General features: G+C 69.2%; 17 protein-coding genes, 1 tRNA gene and 3 pseudogenes. 14 read left to right on the forward strand and 7 right to left on the reverse strand.

Annotation, left to right across the window (positions count from 1 at the left end; genetic code table 11):
- Window positions 1-80 precede the first annotated feature (80 nt).
- Entirely contained in the window at window positions 81-545 is a 465-nt protein-coding gene (locus HTZ82_RS07840) for a GatB/YqeY domain-containing protein (RefSeq protein WP_175408570.1), read from the reverse strand.
- Window positions 546-634: 89 nt separating this feature from the next.
- On the opposite strand from HTZ82_RS07840, the gene HTZ82_RS07845 reads away from it, so the two are divergent.
- Together HTZ82_RS07845 and HTZ82_RS07850 are read left to right on the forward strand one after the other, a co-directional pair.
- Window positions 635-1,561, forward strand: a complete 927-nt coding sequence (locus HTZ82_RS07845; RefSeq protein WP_175408571.1) for a metallophosphoesterase — start codon at window positions 635-637, stop codon at window positions 1,559-1,561.
- 89 nt (window positions 1,562-1,650) lie between these two features.
- Window positions 1,651-1,724, forward strand: a tRNA-Pro gene (locus HTZ82_RS07850).
- 325 nt (window positions 1,725-2,049) lie between these two features.
- Here the strand turns inward: HTZ82_RS07850 and HTZ82_RS07855 are convergent.
- Window positions 2,050-2,577 (reverse strand): DUF5994 family protein, encoded by a 528-nt coding sequence (locus HTZ82_RS07855; RefSeq protein WP_175408572.1) that lies wholly within the window; start codon window positions 2,575-2,577, stop codon window positions 2,050-2,052.
- A 279-nt stretch (window positions 2,578-2,856) separates the two neighbouring features.
- On the opposite strand from HTZ82_RS07855, the gene HTZ82_RS07860 reads away from it, so the two are divergent.
- The 9 genes from HTZ82_RS07860 (at window position 2,857) to amaP (ending at window position 7,321) form a co-directional block, all read left to right on the forward strand.
- Window positions 2,857-3,417 carry a DUF5994 family protein gene (locus HTZ82_RS07860; protein WP_175408573.1) on the forward strand — a complete coding sequence of 187 codons (561 nt, stop codon included), beginning with the start codon at window positions 2,857-2,859 and terminating at the stop codon, window positions 3,415-3,417.
- A gap of 4 nt (window positions 3,418-3,421) precedes the next feature.
- Window positions 3,422-3,721 (forward strand): hypothetical protein, encoded by a 300-nt coding sequence (locus HTZ82_RS07865; RefSeq protein WP_175408554.1) that lies wholly within the window; start codon window positions 3,422-3,424, stop codon window positions 3,719-3,721.
- Between the two features lie 41 nt (window positions 3,722-3,762).
- Window positions 3,763-4,023, forward strand: coding sequence for a hypothetical protein (locus tag HTZ82_RS07870; protein ID WP_175408574.1), 261 nt, complete (start codon window positions 3,763-3,765; stop codon window positions 4,021-4,023).
- Window positions 4,024-4,535: 512 nt separating this feature from the next.
- Complete coding sequence (locus tag HTZ82_RS07880; RefSeq protein ID WP_175408575.1) at window positions 4,536-4,703, forward strand: hypothetical protein; 168 nt, start codon at window positions 4,536-4,538, stop codon at window positions 4,701-4,703.
- A gap of 152 nt (window positions 4,704-4,855) precedes the next feature.
- A complete protein-coding gene (locus HTZ82_RS07885; RefSeq protein WP_175408576.1) occupies window positions 4,856-5,344 on the forward strand; it encodes an Asp23/Gls24 family envelope stress response protein in 489 nt (162 codons plus the stop codon).
- Window positions 5,345-5,381: 37 nt separating this feature from the next.
- Window positions 5,382-5,573: a hypothetical protein gene (locus HTZ82_RS07890; protein WP_175408577.1), complete on the forward strand. Its 192-nt coding sequence runs from the start codon at window positions 5,382-5,384 to the stop codon at window positions 5,571-5,573.
- 33 nt (window positions 5,574-5,606) lie between these two features.
- Entirely contained in the window at window positions 5,607-6,020 is a 414-nt protein-coding gene (locus HTZ82_RS07895; protein ID WP_309235369.1) for an Asp23/Gls24 family envelope stress response protein, read from the forward strand.
- On the forward strand, window positions 6,017-6,715 hold the full coding sequence (locus HTZ82_RS07900; RefSeq protein ID WP_217623791.1) for a DUF6286 domain-containing protein: 699 nt from the start codon (window positions 6,017-6,019) through the stop codon (window positions 6,713-6,715). Before HTZ82_RS07895 ends, HTZ82_RS07900 begins: the two co-directional genes overlap by 4 nt.
- A 9-nt stretch (window positions 6,716-6,724) precedes the next feature.
- Window positions 6,725-7,321 carry an alkaline shock response membrane anchor protein AmaP gene (gene amaP / locus HTZ82_RS07905; RefSeq protein ID WP_175408579.1) on the forward strand — a complete coding sequence of 199 codons (597 nt, stop codon included), beginning with the start codon at window positions 6,725-6,727 and terminating at the stop codon, window positions 7,319-7,321.
- 227 nt (window positions 7,322-7,548) lie between these two features.
- On the opposite strand, the pseudogene HTZ82_RS07910 reads toward amaP, so the two are convergent.
- The 3 genes and pseudogenes from HTZ82_RS07910 to HTZ82_RS33050 form a co-directional block, all read right to left on the reverse strand.
- Window positions 7,549-9,077: pseudogene (locus tag HTZ82_RS07910) on the reverse strand (LacI family DNA-binding transcriptional regulator).
- A 33-nt stretch (window positions 9,078-9,110) separates the two neighbouring features.
- Complete coding sequence (locus HTZ82_RS32055; RefSeq protein WP_254711706.1) at window positions 9,111-9,482, reverse strand: helix-turn-helix domain-containing protein; 372 nt, start codon at window positions 9,480-9,482, stop codon at window positions 9,111-9,113.
- 105 nt (window positions 9,483-9,587) lie between these two features.
- Window positions 9,588-9,844, reverse strand: a pseudogene (locus tag HTZ82_RS33050) (helix-turn-helix domain-containing protein).
- A 647-nt stretch (window positions 9,845-10,491) separates the two neighbouring features.
- On the opposite strand from HTZ82_RS33050, the pseudogene HTZ82_RS07920 reads away from it, so the two are divergent.
- Window positions 10,492-11,022: pseudogene (locus tag HTZ82_RS07920) on the forward strand (methyltransferase domain-containing protein); the annotation flags it as partial.
- A gap of 115 nt (window positions 11,023-11,137) precedes the next feature.
- Entirely contained in the window at window positions 11,138-11,665 is a 528-nt protein-coding gene (locus tag HTZ82_RS07925) for an anti-sigma regulatory factor (protein WP_175408580.1), read from the forward strand.
- A gap of 158 nt (window positions 11,666-11,823) precedes the next feature.
- Here HTZ82_RS07925 and HTZ82_RS07930 read toward each other — a convergent pair whose 3' ends face one another.
- Window positions 11,824-12,378, reverse strand: a complete 555-nt coding sequence (locus tag HTZ82_RS07930; protein WP_175408581.1) for a hypothetical protein — start codon at window positions 12,376-12,378, stop codon at window positions 11,824-11,826.
- A gap of 27 nt (window positions 12,379-12,405) precedes the next feature.
- The gene (locus HTZ82_RS07935) at window positions 12,406-13,326 is read right to left on the reverse strand and encodes a hypothetical protein (protein WP_254711700.1); all 921 of its coding nucleotides are present in this window, start codon (window positions 13,324-13,326) and stop codon (window positions 12,406-12,408) included.
- Window positions 13,327-14,597: 1,271 nt separating this feature from the next.
- Here HTZ82_RS07935 and HTZ82_RS07940 point away from each other — a divergent pair.
- On the forward strand, window positions 14,598-15,377 hold the full coding sequence (locus tag HTZ82_RS07940; RefSeq protein ID WP_309235366.1) for a helix-turn-helix transcriptional regulator: 780 nt from the start codon (window positions 14,598-14,600) through the stop codon (window positions 15,375-15,377).
- Window positions 15,378-15,453 lie beyond the last annotated feature (76 nt).

Here is a 15,453-nt window from a genome sequence, read left to right on the forward strand (position 1 = left end):
CGACACGCGGCGCCGCGACGCGTGCCCGCCGCGGGTCCCCCGACCGACTCGTACCGTCCGTCTACCGTCGCCCCGTACAGCTACCCGGCGAGGTGCTGCTTGACGGCGGCGGCGACGCGCCCGCCCTCGGCGCGGCCCGCGACCTTCGGGTTGACGATCTTCATGACGGCGCCCATCGCCCGCGGCCCCTCGGCACCCGCGGCCTTCGCCTCCTCGACGGCCTGCGCGACGATCGCCCGCAGCTCGTCGTCGGACAGCTGCTTCGGCAGGTACGCGTCGAGCACGACGCCCTCCGCACGCTCCCGCTCGGCCTGCTCGGCGCGACCGCCCTGCGCGAACGCCTCGGCCGCCTCGCGGCGCTTCTTGGCCTCCTTGGCGATCACCTTCTGCACCTCGTCGTCGGAGAGCTCACGGGACTCCGTACCCGCGACCTCCTCCTTCGCGATGGCGGTGAGGGTGAGCCGCAGCGTCGAGGAGCGCAGCTCGTCGCGCGCCCTGATCGCCTCGGTGAGGTCTTCCTGAAGCCTGGACTTGAGCGTGGTCATGCGCACAAGTGTGGCAGGTGAGCCACAAAGCCCGCCGCTCCATTTCCCGGCGTCGTGCGACCCCCTCCCGGTCTGCGACGATGGACCGCATGCGCGCGCGATACGGAGTACCCCTCGGCATCACTGCACTGGGCGCCGCCGGACTGGCCTACGCCGCCGGCTTCGAGGCCCGCTCGTTCCGGCTCCGACGGGTGACGATCCCCGTACTCCCGCACGGCACACGGCCCCTGAGGGTCCTGCAGGTCTCCGACGTCCACATGGTGTGCGGGCAGCGCAAGAAGCAGCGCTGGCTCCAGTCGCTGGCGGGCCTGCGCCCGGACTTCGTGGTGAACACGGGCGACAACCTGTCGGACCCGGACGCGGTCCCGGAGCTCGTCGACGCTCTGGGCCCGCTGATGGACTTCCCGGGCGTGTACGTCTTCGGCTCCAACGACTACTACGGCCCGAAGCTCCGCAACCCCGCCCGCTACCTCCTGGAGAAGATGCAGGGCCGGCACGGCCTCAACGGCAACCCGCCGGCGGTGGGCGCGGTGCACAACCCGTGGGAGGAGATCAAGGACGCCTTCGACTCGGCGGGCTGGCTGGACCTGACCAACACGCGCGGCCGCCTCAAGCTTGAGGGCCTGGAGCTCGCCTTCACCGGCCTCGACGACCCGCACATCAAGCGTGACCGGTACGAGGCGGTGGCCGGCGGCCCGGAACCGGACGCCGACCTGTCGGTGGGCGTGGTCCACGCCCCGTACCTGCGCTCCCTCGACGCCTTCACGGCGGACGGCTACCCGCTGGTCCTGGCCGGCCACACCCACGGCGGCCAGCTGTGCGTCCCCTTCTACGGGGCGCTGGTCACCAACTGCGACCTGGACACGGACCGCGCGAAGGGCCTCTCCACCCACCGCGCGGGCGGCCACACGTCGTACCTCCACGTCTCGGCCGGCTGCGGCACCAACCGCTACACCCCGATCCGCTTCGCCTGCCCCCCGGAGGCCACCCTCCTCACCCTCACCCCCCGCACCTGACGCCCGGGCCCGCGGCCCGGGGAAACCGGATTTCGCCTCCGGCCGCCGGTGGGCTAAAGTAAACGTCGTCGCCAGGACACCGGCGACATCGGGGTGTAGCGCAGCTTGGCAGCGCGCTTCGTTCGGGACGAAGAGGTCGTGGGTTCAAATCCCGCCACCCCGACAGCCGAAGTACCAGGTCAGGGGCCTGATCCACTCAGTGGATCAGGCCCCTGAATCGTTCCTGGAGATCGTTTGGGAGAAATCCGGGAGAAGAGCTTGACCGACTACTCCCAGCACCTGGTCGCGATGCAGGCGCGACAGGTCCCGGGTTAGCGACGGGCATCTGCGCGTTCGTGAACTCCAGCAGCCGATTCGGCCCCGGCCGAGCGGCAGTTGCTGGTACCGGCCAGCAACGACGATGAGGACAATCCTCGGTGGCCGGCGGGCGTCCTCGCGCGATCTGCGGCACGTTGATGATGGAGTACTGGCGCCCGTACACGCAGACGTCATTCCTGGGGCTCTGGGCCTTCCTGGCCGGTCTGAGGAGCCTCCGCGGGAACGGGGTGGGGCCGGTGGGTGCCGGTGTCGACGAGGATCTGTTCGGCCTGGGTGACGTTGTCGGCGCGGATGGCTCGGGCCATGGCGGCCCGGGCTGCGTCGGGCGTCGCGTGCGGCGGGACCACCAGAAGGGAGAAGTGGACCCGTTCGCCTCGGGTGATCAGGATGGTGTCGTCACCGACCACGAAGGAGTCGATGTGGACCAGCTGATCATCGATGACCAAGCGCGTGGGGAGTCCATCCCAGGCGGTGGCGTCCAGGCCGACGCGCGTGACAGGGCCGAGGTACCCGGTCAGCACGTGGATGAGGCCGGGCAGCTCGGCGCCGACGTCGCGGGAACGTGGCCACCACGCGCCGTCGAGGTTGCCTTCGCGGGATCGCGTCGTCTCCAGCCGCAGAAGAACCGTCCCGGGTGCGGCTTGATGGACCGCGCCCGGCAGGAGCCTGGGGTCGCGGGGTGCTTCCGATTCGGTCATCGCGTCTCCGCTCGTCTGCGGGATCGGGTATGTCCGCCGAACGAGGTGACCTCGTCCTCTCACCGTACGCCGTCTGCCGCCGTCTCGGCCGCGCTTGCCGGCGGTCCGGACGCGGGGCCCCTTGGGCGAGTGCCTGCTCCGCGCACGCCCTGAGGGCTCGGGGGCGGCGTAGAGTGAAGGTACCGGGAGCACTTCGCGCACCGCGCCCATGCTGGTGTCGTTCCCGGTGAGCGACAGCACCGGGCCGTCGCAGACGAAGCCCGGGGACAGGTCCGCGCCATGGCCGCGCCCATCGAACCTACGATCACCCAACAGCGCCCGTCCTCAACATCAGCCAGGCTCTCCCTGGCCCCGAGGGGCTCGGCTCCAGGGCGCCTGGACGGTGCCTGGTGGCCCCGTTCCCGTGATCTCCTCCGGGAGATCCCCGCTCTCACGGACGTGCTGGACGCGCGCTGGGGTCGGATCACCCGCGTGACCGTGAACCCGGCCCACTGGCCCGTGATCCCGCGCAAGGTACCGGTCACCGGGCACACCGTGCACGTCGGCTGGTTCGCCGACGAGCAGGACCCGCACACACTGATCCTCCTCTCCTACACGGTCGGCCGCCTGGACCTGCTGGTGATCCCACCGGAGACGGAGCCGTCTGCCGCCGCCCGGCTGATGGCCGCCGCAGCCGCTCCGGGAAATAGCCGCACCGCAAGCGGTCTGCTGGCCGACGAGGCCATGAGCCACGACGCGACAGACGCCCGGAACCTGGAAGAGGAATGGGAGACCGAGGGCGGAGCCGCCTCGGCGGCCGGGTCCGCGTCCGGGCTGAGTTCCGCCCGGAGGGGGAGGTGAGGACGTGGAGACAGTCGTCACCGTCGCCGTGGTCATCGCCGTGATCGCCGCGGGAATGTTCGTGATCCACCGGCTCAACGAGCAGCATGCCGAGCGGATCGGGGCATTCCGCTACAGCGACGCCCTACCAGGAGTCGGCCGGCGGCTCCAGAAGGGTGCGCGCGCGACCGCGCCTGAGGGCTCTCCTGCCGACACCACACGCCGTGAGCACCGAGAACGGACCGCTGAAGGCGCCGGACTGCTTCCGGCCGGGGCGATGGGCATGAGACGACGGCCGTCGCCCCCACCGACGCATCGCCCCTGACGCACACCGTCTTGAAGGTACGAAGGGAACGAGAGGTGATCATGGAGGCATCGGAACTGCCGTCGGCCGGACACGCGGAGGTTCGTATCGTCGCCGCGACCCCGGAGGCTGCCCGCCATGTCGCGGAGGTGCTCCGCCGTTGCTTCGCCGCCACCGAGGCGCGCAGGTATCCGGCGGGCACCGACGGCGGAACACGGCTCCACCTCACCGTGGACACCACGCACACGGCGGAGCCGGTGCGCTCCTGGCTGGTGACCAGCCAGTCCTCGCGGGACGATCACGCACAGCCGGGCGAGATCTGAGGCGTCGGCCCCCAGAGGGGAAGAAGGACGCCGCCCCGGCCGTGCAGGTTTCCGCCAGTGCCGGCACGAGAGGTAGGCGGCCATGACGGCACTGCACGAGCGGAAGCACTACCGCGAGACGATCATGAAGACCCGGTACGAGGCCGTCGAAGGCAATCGCCTCCTCGGCCTCTCACGGGGGTGAAGCTGCGCGAGGACCTCGCCATGTCCGAGGGGCACGGAAAAACACACCCGCGATGGTCACGCTGACGCATCAAGGAATCCGGTTCGTCGAGACCGAGGAGCGGCAGCATGGCTGACACGGTGCCGCTCGGCCGCATGACGGCCGTGTCGTCCCATGTGGCCTGAAGCACACCCCGGGCATAGTCTGGTGAGTGGGCCGGTGCACGCTCACGTGCAACGACCCGGAAGGGCGGCCCCGGTGTGTACACGCCGGGGCCGTTGCGTCATCGTCCCGCCGTCCCCGCGTCAGCGGACGGTGACCGGCCCGCCACTGACACCGGGAGGTCGACATGGCGCTCTTTCTGCTGCTGCTCCTCGTGGCGGTCGTGCTCGGTTTCATCGGGGTACTCGCCGAGGGCATGCTCTACCTACTGATCATCGGGGTGGCGGTCTTCATCGTCGCCCTGGTCCTCCTCAGAACACGTGTGGGGCACCGCCGCGGGCCCCGTGTCCGATAGAGGCAGTCCGCCCGGCCACACAGTCACCGTCTCCGCTCAGGGGGCATCACTCACACGCCGCTTGAGCGAGCGAGGTCGGGGGCTCGCCGTTAACGTCGAGGAAGAGGCCCGGCAGGCGACAAGTGCCTCGGTACGAGGAGAGGTGACCGAAGATGACGGATACCGGACAGCCGAACCGGCCCGAGACCGCCCGCGTCGACCCGGCAGGTGAGCGTGGCGGTAAGGGCGTTGAGGTGCGCCACGGGAAGGATCCGGGTGCGCGTGGCCGAACCACGATCGCCGACGGTGTGGTGGCGAAGATCGCCGGGATGGCCGCCCGGGATGTGCCGGGCGTCCACGCGATGGGCGGCGGGTTCGCCCGTGGCGTGGGGGTCATGCGGGAGCGTATGCCCGGCGCCGGCGGCAAGTCCGTCACCAGCGGGGTGAAGGTCGAGGTCGGTGAGGTCCAGGCCGCGGTCGACCTGGAGATCGTCGTCGAGTACGGCGTTCCGATCGTGGATGTCGCGGGCGAGGTCAGGCAGAACGTGATCACCGCCATCGAGCAGATGGCCGGGCTGGAAGTCGTCGAGGTCAACATCGCGGTCAGTGATGTCCATCTGCCCGACGAGGAAGACGAAGAAGCCGAGCGGCGGGTCGAGTAGCCGTGCACCGGTGGGCGACGACGGGAAGGGGCGCGGGATGAGCATGGCCGTGGTCGGCCTGATCGCCGGCATGGCGCTGGGCTTCGCTGGATACTTCGGCGGCTTCGGCGCGTTCTTGCTGGTGGCGGCGCTGGGTGCCGTCGGGTTCGTCGCCGGGCGGTTCGCCGACGGCGACTGGGAGCTCGGCGACTTCTTCCGTGCCCGCGAGCACGGCGACCGGCGGCGATGACCCGTGGCGCCGCCCGAACCCGCTGATGAGGCGGTGCCGCCGCGGGAGCGGGGCGCGATTCGGATCAGCGATCGAGTCATCACCAAGATCGCCTCACACGCCGCCAGAGAGGCACTGGGTGAGCTTCGCGGGACCAGGCAGGGGCCTGTCGCGCACACCACAGCGCGGGCGTCCGTGTCGGTCCGTCCGGCAGCCGGACGCGGTACGGCCGAGCGAGGCGCCGAGCGGGCCTCCGATGAAGGGCCCGTGCTCGGCGAGGCACGGGTACACGTCGCCGTGGAACTGCGCTATCCCTGCGACATCGGCAGGCAGTGCGGGGCGGTGCGCCGCGTCGTGACCGAACGAGTGCACACGCTGGCGGGCATGGACGTGGCTCATGTCGGTGTCACGGTCGAACGGTTGCACGCCGCGTCCGGTCCCGGGGCGGGCGAGGGCGGGGTGCGATGAGCGGAACCGAGCCCGAGTCCGGCCCGCTGCGGACGCCTCCCCAGCCCGGCGGCCTTCCTCCCGGCGGAGAGCTGTCCGCCGCGGGCACGGCACACCCACAACCTGGAGCAGCCGCGACATCGGTGGGAGACGCCGACCGGGGCGCCCACCGCTTCTGGTCAGGGCGGCGGGTCCCCGCCGGGATCACCGCCCTGCTCGCGGCCGCGGGCACCGGACTCCTCTTGTATGACGTGGCAGCCGTACGGGCCGGCCGCCCGGCGATGCGCTGGCGGCGCACGCTGGCCACCGAACTGGCCACCCGGCCCCTGGACGACACCTGGATGATCGTCGGTGCCACGGGAGCGATGCTCCTCGGACTGTGGCTGGTCGTCCTCGCGGTGACCCCAGGACTGCGATCACTGCTGCCGATGCGGCGCCCCGGAGGAGTACAGGGCGGCGTGGACGTACACGCCGGGCTGGCACGTTCCGCGGCGGCCCTGGTACTCCGCGACCGGGCCATGCGCGTGCCCGGTGTCCAGGCGGCACGCATCGACGTGAAACGCCGCAGGGTCACCGCCCGAGCCCAGGCGCACTTCCGAGATCTCGACGAGGTCCTGGCCGATCTGGACACGGCCCTCACCGACGGCATCAGGCGGCTCGGACTCGCCAAGCAGCCCAAGGTGTCCGTACGCGTCCGGCGGCCCAGGAAGAGGTGACCTCAGGGCATGACCAGAATCGCCAACCGGGTGCTGCTGGCACTGACCGGACTCGCCCTGCTCGCCGTGGGGGGCGGCGTGCTGCTCTCCGGGCTCGATCTCCCACGACGCTGGACGTTCTCCCTGCCCGCCTGGTGGCCCTTCACCGGTCCCCACGACGTGCTGCTCACCCCCCAGGAGCGCACACGGTTCCGCGACGACGGATGGTGGTGGCCCACCGTCATCGCCGTCCTCGGTCTGCTGTTGCTGCTCCTGCTGTGGTGGCTCCTGGCACAGCTGCGCCGACACCGGGTCCCCGAGGTCCTCGTCGACACGGGCGACGGAGAGACGGCGCGGCTACGGAGGCAGGCACTCGAACACGTCATGGCGGCTGAGGCAGAGACGCTGGACGGAGTATCACGCGCCCACGCGCACCTGACGGGCCGTCGCACTGCGCCCGCGGTGCGCGTACGACTCCTGCTGGACGCACATGCGGATCCGGCGGACACACTGACACTACTGACCCGGGAAACACTGGGAACCGCCCGGGACTCCGTCGGACTGGAACGGCTTCCCGCCACCGTCCTCCTCCGGTCAGCCCGACACCAGAGCCGACGCGTGACCTGAGACGGCCCTCCGCCGCGTCCCCATCCGGCTGCGCCTTCCGTCGTCGTCGGCGGAGGCAGCATGGGCTCGCCGTTCTGGGCGACTCGACCGGCTCAGCCACCGCCGTGCAAGGAGCCTTGCTCCCGCCGGTGCCGGGACGCGGATGGACGGGGTCGCGCGTCCCGTCCGCCCGCACTGGCAGGGCACGGGAAAGAAGAGTTGCAGTCCGGTCGGCGCCCGATCCGGCCTCAGACCGCGGCCTGCCGGCGCGGAGCGCGTGCCCGCAGGAGCTGGTCGTCGAGAACACGCACCGGAGAACCGGGCCACATCGCCCAGCGAGCGTCGAGTGCCGCCTCCCACTGCTCGGTCAGGCCGGCCATGAGGCGCCGGCGCATGCCGGGGGTGACGTGGGCGTAGCGGGCGGAGACCGAGCCGTCGATGTGGCCCATGCGTTCATCCATGAGCACCTTCTCCGTGCCCAGATCCTCCATCATCGTCCGGTGGGTGTGCCGGAGGCCATGGGGTGTGAGGCCCTTGGCGATCGGGAGCCAGCAGGCGTCGGCCCGGTCAGTGGCGCCTCGGCCTCGTGCCGGGATGCCGGGCCACGGCTCGCCAAGGATGGGCACGGGGCGCGCCTCCTGCGGCGCCTTCTTCGGGTACCAGCCGGAGGCGGCCGGCGTGAACAGCCAGGTCGCAAAACCGTTCCTGCGCCAATGGGAGGCGTGGCCGGACACGGTGCCGCCTCGTACGAAGCCCAGGTCCGCGATGGCCTCCTCCACGCGCGCCCGCGTGGCTTCGGCGACGCGGGCGGGGCGGTTGAGGACATTGGACACCGTCCCTGTGGAGACCTCGGCCAAGCGAGCGACGTCGACCAGCTTGGCGGCCTGGTGGCCACCGGTGCGGGCGGCGCCCTGGCCTCGGAAGACGTACGTCTTGCCGTGGCAGGGGCAGGGTCCCGGCTTCGTCCGGGCAATGTGGTCGAAGACCAGGGCCGACAGCCAGTCCATCGAGTCGATGGTGCGGTAGCTGTCGTCCTTGGGCGGGCAACGCACTAGCTCGCCGGTGTCCAGCTCGTACAGCTGCCACTCGACGCGGATCGCGTCAGGCCGGACGAACTCGGTCTCCAGGCCCACGATCTCGCCCCAGCGCTTGCCCGTGTAGCCCTTGAGGACGACGGCGACGAACTCGTCATCGCGGCCGGCGAGCAGAGCGGCCCGCTCGGCGGTCAGCAGGATGCCGAGCGCGTCGGTGACTACCTTCTCGGGCCTCGGTCGCGCGAGCGGCCGGCACGCTTGCCGCGCCCGCGTCGCCTGGCTGCCGGGTTCGACACGATCAGGCCCTCGTCGATCGCGTCCTCGAAGATCAGGTGGAGCGTCGAGCGCCAGGTCTTGACGCTGGAGGCCGCGTACACGGCCTTCTCCTTCTTCTCCCAGGCGGCGACGTCCGCGCGCAGGATGCCCGCGAGCGCCTTGTCCTCGAACTCGGGGAGCAGGTGCTCCTCGATGTGGCGCTTGTAGTTCTGCATCGTCGAGGCAGCCAGGTCCTGGGCCTCGTACCAACGGCTGGCGTACTCGCCGAAGGTCTCCTGGCCAAGCGCCGGATCCCGCCACTGACCACGCCGAACGTTCACCTCTTCCGCGTCCGCGGCCTGCTTGGCCTCGCGCTTGGTGGCGAACTTGACCACGGCGCCCGTGGGATCGGCAACCGTGCCGTACTTACCGTCCCCGATCTTGTACCGGCCGCGCCAGTAGCCGCCGCGCTTCTCCGCGTACCCCACTGAGTTCCCTCCCTTCTGTCGTGTGGGGTTGCGTTAAGCAGCGGTTCCGTAGTGAGACCTCACCATGCGGCGCGGTGGCCGGGCCGTGAGACGGGCCGTGGGCACGGCTGTCTCGGTGCGCTGTCGCGCCGCAGGCTTCGGAGTCGGCACAGCAGTGCTGCTGGGGCTCTGCGGATTCCGGGCCGGACGCTCTTCGTGCATGCGCACGATCTCGGCGAGGTGTTCGGCGGTGAAGCGGTACGCGCGGCCGACGCGGGTGTGCGGGATGAGGCTCCGCCGGGCACGGTCCTTGACCCACCAGGCGGAGCAGCCGAGCACGTCGGCTATCTCTTCGGGGCGGTACAGGCGTGGCAGGCGTGCGTCGCCGCCGGTCGCACGCGGCGAGGGTGCGGGGTCGGCAGGCATGGCGGGTCGGGACAAGGAGGTTCTTCCTTCTGGCGGGGGCGCAGGGCTGGGCGTCCCCACGTGGCTGGGCGTGGTCGGGGCTGAGGGATGTGGCGGTCGCCGGGTCTACGAGCGGGCGGGCTCGCGGAGGAGAGCGGTGGGCGGCACGTGCAGGGCTTGGGCGATGGCGACGAGGTCGTCGGTGTCGCAGCGTCGTTGGACGCGTTCGATGCGGGACACCGTGGTGTTGGACATGGGGTGGCCGAGCGCGGTGCAGCGGGCGGCGAGTTGACGCTGGGAAATGCCGCTGCGGGTGCGGAGAATTTCGATGGCGTGGCGGCTCGTACCCCTGCGGGACCGATTTCTAGCGAACGTGCTGGCATATCTCCATTGGTACCTTGCAATCGCCGGTTTGGTGAACCGGCGATCGTCGTCTATGTTCCCGCGGCGCGTGCCGGAAGCAGCACTCGTCGGGTTACAGCGAGCGCTACCCAAGGGAGGGTAAAGAACGTGCTGTGACCCGGGGTGTTGTGTTGTAGCTTGCCCGTCGGCGAGTGGGCAAGGGTTTGCCGATGTGATGCTTCTGGCTCGCACCGTCGGGCAACTATTTGGGCAACCGGCGATCGTGCCCTACTGTTTTGGCACCGCATCACCAACCGCTTTCCCGAATCGGCTTCTGCCGTGGGAGATAGGGCTGGACTTGTGCGGCCGAGGTGTGGATATGTTGACGACACACCCGGAAATGCATGGCAGGCCATCAGCACGCGGGAACGTGTGCAAGAGCCGTCGATGCCACCGCTCCCACCTCAAACCCCCACCCCGCTCCGCCGCTTCCGGCGACGAACGACGGTGAGCCCTGGGCACCACCGGCCCACGGCCACCAGGAGAGGACCGCCTCACTTGGCACGCATCCGCACCATCAAGCCCGAAGCCTTCGCCTCCGAGTCCCTCGCCTCGGTCACCCTCAGCGCCGAGCGCACATTCGTCGGCCTGCTGACCCAGGCCGACGACCACGGACGCTTCCGCGATCGGAGCCCACCGCATCGACGGCTTCTTCAACATCGACCTCGTCCCGCCGGCCGACCTCCTCTGGGACATCCGCGAAGGCATCCCCCTCCAGGACGACAGCACCGACGAGATCTTCTCCGAGCACTTCCTGGAGCACATCGACTACCCGCGCTCGGCCAAGCACTACGTCCGCGAGGCCCACCGCGTCCTCGTCCCGGGCGGCCGGATCATCACCGGCGTCCCCGACGCCGCCTTCGCCCTGAGCCAATACCCCGGCCCCCTGGACGCCACCGACGAGACGATCGCCCGCTGGTACGCCAAGCGCGACTGCCGCGCTGACATCAACACGCAGCTCGACCTCGTCAACCTCGTCTTCCGCGACCAGGACGACGACCCCACGTACACCCCGCACCTGTGGGCGTACGACCACGAGAAGCTCGTCCAGCTCTTCACCGAGGCCGGCTTCACCAGCGTCGAGCCCTGGACCTTCGACCCGACCATGGCCAACCTCAAGCGCCGCTGGGGCAGCGTCTACGTCGTCGCCACGAAGTAGCCCCCTTAAGCCCGCGAGGCCAGAACGCCCGTCCCTAGCCGTCCCGGCCTCGCGGGCCTCCACCCACTCCAAAGCGCCGCACCCGCCCGGCCACGCCGCCGAGGGAGCCACCCGCATGAACCAGGTCCCACCGTCCATCAGCGAACTGACCCTCGCCGCCACCCCCAACGCCGTCGCCTGGGCCCGCCGCCACACCGTCGACATCCTCCAGCGCTGGCGCTTCCCCGACGAGGGCATAGAAGTCGCCCGGCTCCTCATCTCGGAGCTGGCAACCAACGCGATCCGACACGCACGCCCCATGAAGGCGTCTGAAACGGCCGCTGAGTCCGCCGATCTCGGAACAATCGTGCTCATGCTCTGGCCCACCGACGGCGGCATCGTCCTTGCGGTCAGTGACCCCGACCCACGACCGCCGACACCTCGCGCCCATGACGCCAGCGCCACCGGGGGCCGCGGACTGGTCCTCATCCAGACCATGGCCAACCGCTGGGGCTACTCGCCCGCACACCCGCACTCGGGGAAGATCGTCTGGGCAGAGGTTCCCGCTCGTCCCAGTAGCGCCCTGGGTGAGCCCGGCTTCGGCGGTCGGCAAGCTGCCCCCATGCTCATCGGACGAGTCCTGACCGGCCTACGCGAGCTCTAGTCGTACCAACCAACTGTGGCACCGCGCAGCGATGGTGGGGGCTCGGAACCCATGAACCTGCCGCCGACCGCCCACGAGCGCCGATGTCAAGGAACGGCAGCCCCGCGTCACCGCGCTTCCAGCCGACTCCTTCGAGCTGCACGGCAAGTGCGCCCCTTTTAAGGGGAGTTCGCCTGACGGCGCTGCACCCAGCCTGGATCCCTCACCGGCATCGCAGGTGGGGCGGGTTCCGTAAGATCCGCGTCAGACAGGCCCATGACCCTGTCAAAGAGCCAGATCAGCCGGGCGAATCTAAGCGCCGCGAAGGCCATCGCGTACTCAAACACGAAGCGTGCTGACAACGGGTCGGCGTCTCGATCTAGAGACAGCGAGGTCAGCAGGAGAAGGCAGCATATTGCCGTGGCCTGCAGCAAGCTGCGCCAGCTTCGCCTTAGCTCAGCGTGATGACGGAGGCGAACTGCGCGCAGCCGATCACCGTTGGCCGCGGTGTATAGGGAGATGGCGATGGCACTAAGTCCACCGATGGCAGACACCGAGCCTGCTGCTGCCGCATACAGATCGGTGCGTTGCGAGGAGTCAATCCAACTGAGCCAGTCCCCTGAACCCGTACTCCGGATGACGAGGATGTGGGAGCCCAGAGCCACCCCTGCGATCAGATAGTCAAGTCGTAGGTGACCGGCCCAGAAGTCCTCGATCGTGTCGCGTACGCTCACGTCCCCCCCCCATGGTCCGCGCCGCGGTCACGTGTCCCCTGCGTCCACCGCCAGCCGCAGGGCGTCCTCGTGCTCGGCAGCTGCTCCCAGGATGGCATCCACCGCTGACACGATCCGGATTGAGTTGCCTTCCTCATCCGTGGCCGGAACGCGCCTTTTAGCCGTGATGTTATGTTCGACCAGCTCTACCAAGTGTGTCCGCTCTGGACCGCCAGGATCGCTGTACACCAGCTTGGCGCGCGCCAGTTCCGCGCCAGTCACCACATCTGAGATTTCTTCGAGATCCGCGAGAAGCATCTCCCGATGCTCGCGGAGCGCCTTACCCCGAGGCACCGAGATGATCATCGTGACGCTGATCTCACCATAGGACTCCCCAGCGACGCGGAAGGTTCGTGCAAGACCTCCCTTGCGCTCCCTCAGCGCGCCCATCTTGTTGGCCATCAGCTTGATCTCAACACGGCTGGCGCCAGTGGCTGTCTTCAGGCGTTCGATCTCGGCGTGGGCGACAACGGGTCGCACCTCGAACTGAGTACCTGGGAAGAAACCAACCCCGTTCAGCCATGCCTCCAGGGCACGATGGCTGGGCGCTGAACGGCTGCCCTGCATGATGCCGATCACGTTTCCGAACGGCAGGAAGCAGATGACGGATGTATCCAGGTAGCCCTCGTGCGCGTTCTGCTCCAGCTCGCGAAGGTCTCCGGTGTCCCAATTCATCACCGAGAGCCACTCGCCCGGGTCCTTGACGCGGTGCAACAGGAGGTGGTCCTGCATGTGATGTGTGGTGATCGTGCCCACCAGCTGCGAGTCGCTCTCGAACGTGCGACCCGACACGGGCACCCTGGACAGGTCAGCCAACGTGGCATCCCAGTCAAGCGACTGAGGCATGCGCTTAGCCTCACCGTCCTTCACGGTCACCACTTCGTAGAAGCCGACCGTGCGCTCCTTCATGTGCCCCAAAGTGGCCAAGACCTACCCCCTCATGCAACAAGATGAGGCGACTGCCGGCCCGGAAGCCGATCGCCCGCCCCCAGTGAAGTAACGATCGTATGCCCGGAACCACCCATCCGTGTCACCCAGGCATGGCATACGCAGAAGCCACGACTGCAACTCAGGCCAAGGAATCGCCTGCCACCGGCCCTTGATGCGGTGGCCTACGCCCTGACACGTTGGTCTCAGTTCTGGCCCCATTCACCTTCGTCCGGCCCCGTACGGACGGGTCACCCCGGACGCTCCGCCGCAGGTCAGAACGTCTACGACCCTTGCCGGACCCTCGTAAGAACATTTGGAGAGCGTGTTGGGGCCGCTCCACCAGGTCCGCACCAAGCGGACGACGGCCGCCGCCCATGCCGCGGCGGTCTGAGCCTCCGTTCAGTACGGCCCGGAACGGACAGTCCTCCCGCCAGTTCCGGAGCGACGATGGCGCCGTTCCGGCACCCTCACAGCACTGAGCCATCCCGGACCGCACGGGTATCGTTCCTGCGTTCCCTCAAGTCATGGTGCGCGCCGAGCCTCGGCTCGGCGAACGTGCGCGCCTGAGCCCAGCGACGGTGCGTCTGCAACGCCTCGTTCGCAAGGAGCGACCGGAGCACGAGCAGCCCCCTGGGAGAATTCTGGGAGATGATCTTCTCCCAGCCCCCTCCCCAAGCCGACGCAGACCCACATGCACCAGCCCGCTGACCTGCGCAGATATCGAAGGGCGCAGGTGACGCCCCCTGCCGAACCTCATTCGGGACGAAGAGGTCGTGGGTTCAAATCCCGCCACCCCGACAGCCGAAATACCAGGTCAGGGGCCTGATCCACTCAGTGGATCAGGCCCCTGACTGGTTCCTGTAGATCGAGCATGGCCTCTTCCGCTCCAGTCCGGGCCGGACAGGGGGCGTGCGGTGGAACCGGGAAGTGCTGCAGCGGCGGGAAGGACGCCCCCCTACACCGCACGACCACCTGCTACATCGAGATCGATCTCCCACAATCCGTCCGGAACAATCCAGCTCCGCGCACCCGCCCCATGGCGGCCTCAGCGACCGCCTCACCACGTAGGACACGTCTGAGGCTCTATCAGACATGGGACGGTTCACGAGCGCGCAGTGGCCCCTCTGGCAGTTCGTACGTTCCAGTAACATCGCACTGCTTTGAGCAACTGTAGGGGGAAGTGTCGAATGCGTGGCCAGGAACGCGGTACCGGACTGAGTCCTGGCCAGGACCCCGGTGGGCCGGACCCGGTGGACGTAGCGGGACTCGCGGCCCTCCTGCGGAGCTGGCGCGCCCGCGCCGGGCAGCGGCGCGGACTCGGCGCCCCCCTGCCCCAGGTCGAGGTTGCCGCCGATATCGGCATGAGCGAGCGCTGGTACCGCGACCTGGAACGCGGAACGATTCCGCGCCTCGACCCTCGCGTGCTGTCCCGCCTGGCGGACATCCTGGGCCTCGACGCGGACGAACGCGCGGCGCTGCACTTCCACGCCTTCGGTGGCACCCCGTACGCGACCCGGCCGCACGCCGAGCACCCGGACGACCTGCCCGCCCTCCAGCAGCTGGTCGACCGGCAGATGCCGCGCCCCGCCTACGTGACCGACACCCGCTGGGACATCGTCGCGTACAACCGCGCCATGGCCGAGTGGTTTCCCTGGGTCCTCGCCCAGGACGCCAACCTCATCCGCTGGGGGCTGACGACCCAAGAGGCCCGTGAGCAGCTCGTGGACTGGACCCGGCACGCGTACATCTACTTGGCCATGATCCGTTTCGCCATGGCCGAGCGCCCGGACGAGCCGGGGCTCTCGGAGCTGCTGCACGAGATCCTCCAGGACCCCACCTGCCGACGCCTGTGGGGAGAGCGGACGTGCATCGTCGGCAACCGGGACGGCCACCGCTTCCGGCTGCACCTTCCGCACATCGCGCCCGTCGTCATCGACGTGGTGACACAGGTCCTGCTGCCCGCCGGACACCCGGGCCTGCGATTCGTCGTTCTCGGGGACGCGCCGTCGTCCCCGGCCGGCGACGACTGATTACACGCCACCGCAACCCCGGGAATCAATACCCGATGACCGGCAAAGAATTGCCGGTGCACCGATTCCAGTACCG

The sequence above is a fragment of the Streptomyces sp. TRM64462 genome (assembly GCF_013362995.1).
Classification (GTDB): domain Bacteria; phylum Actinomycetota; class Actinomycetes; order Streptomycetales; family Streptomycetaceae; genus Streptomyces.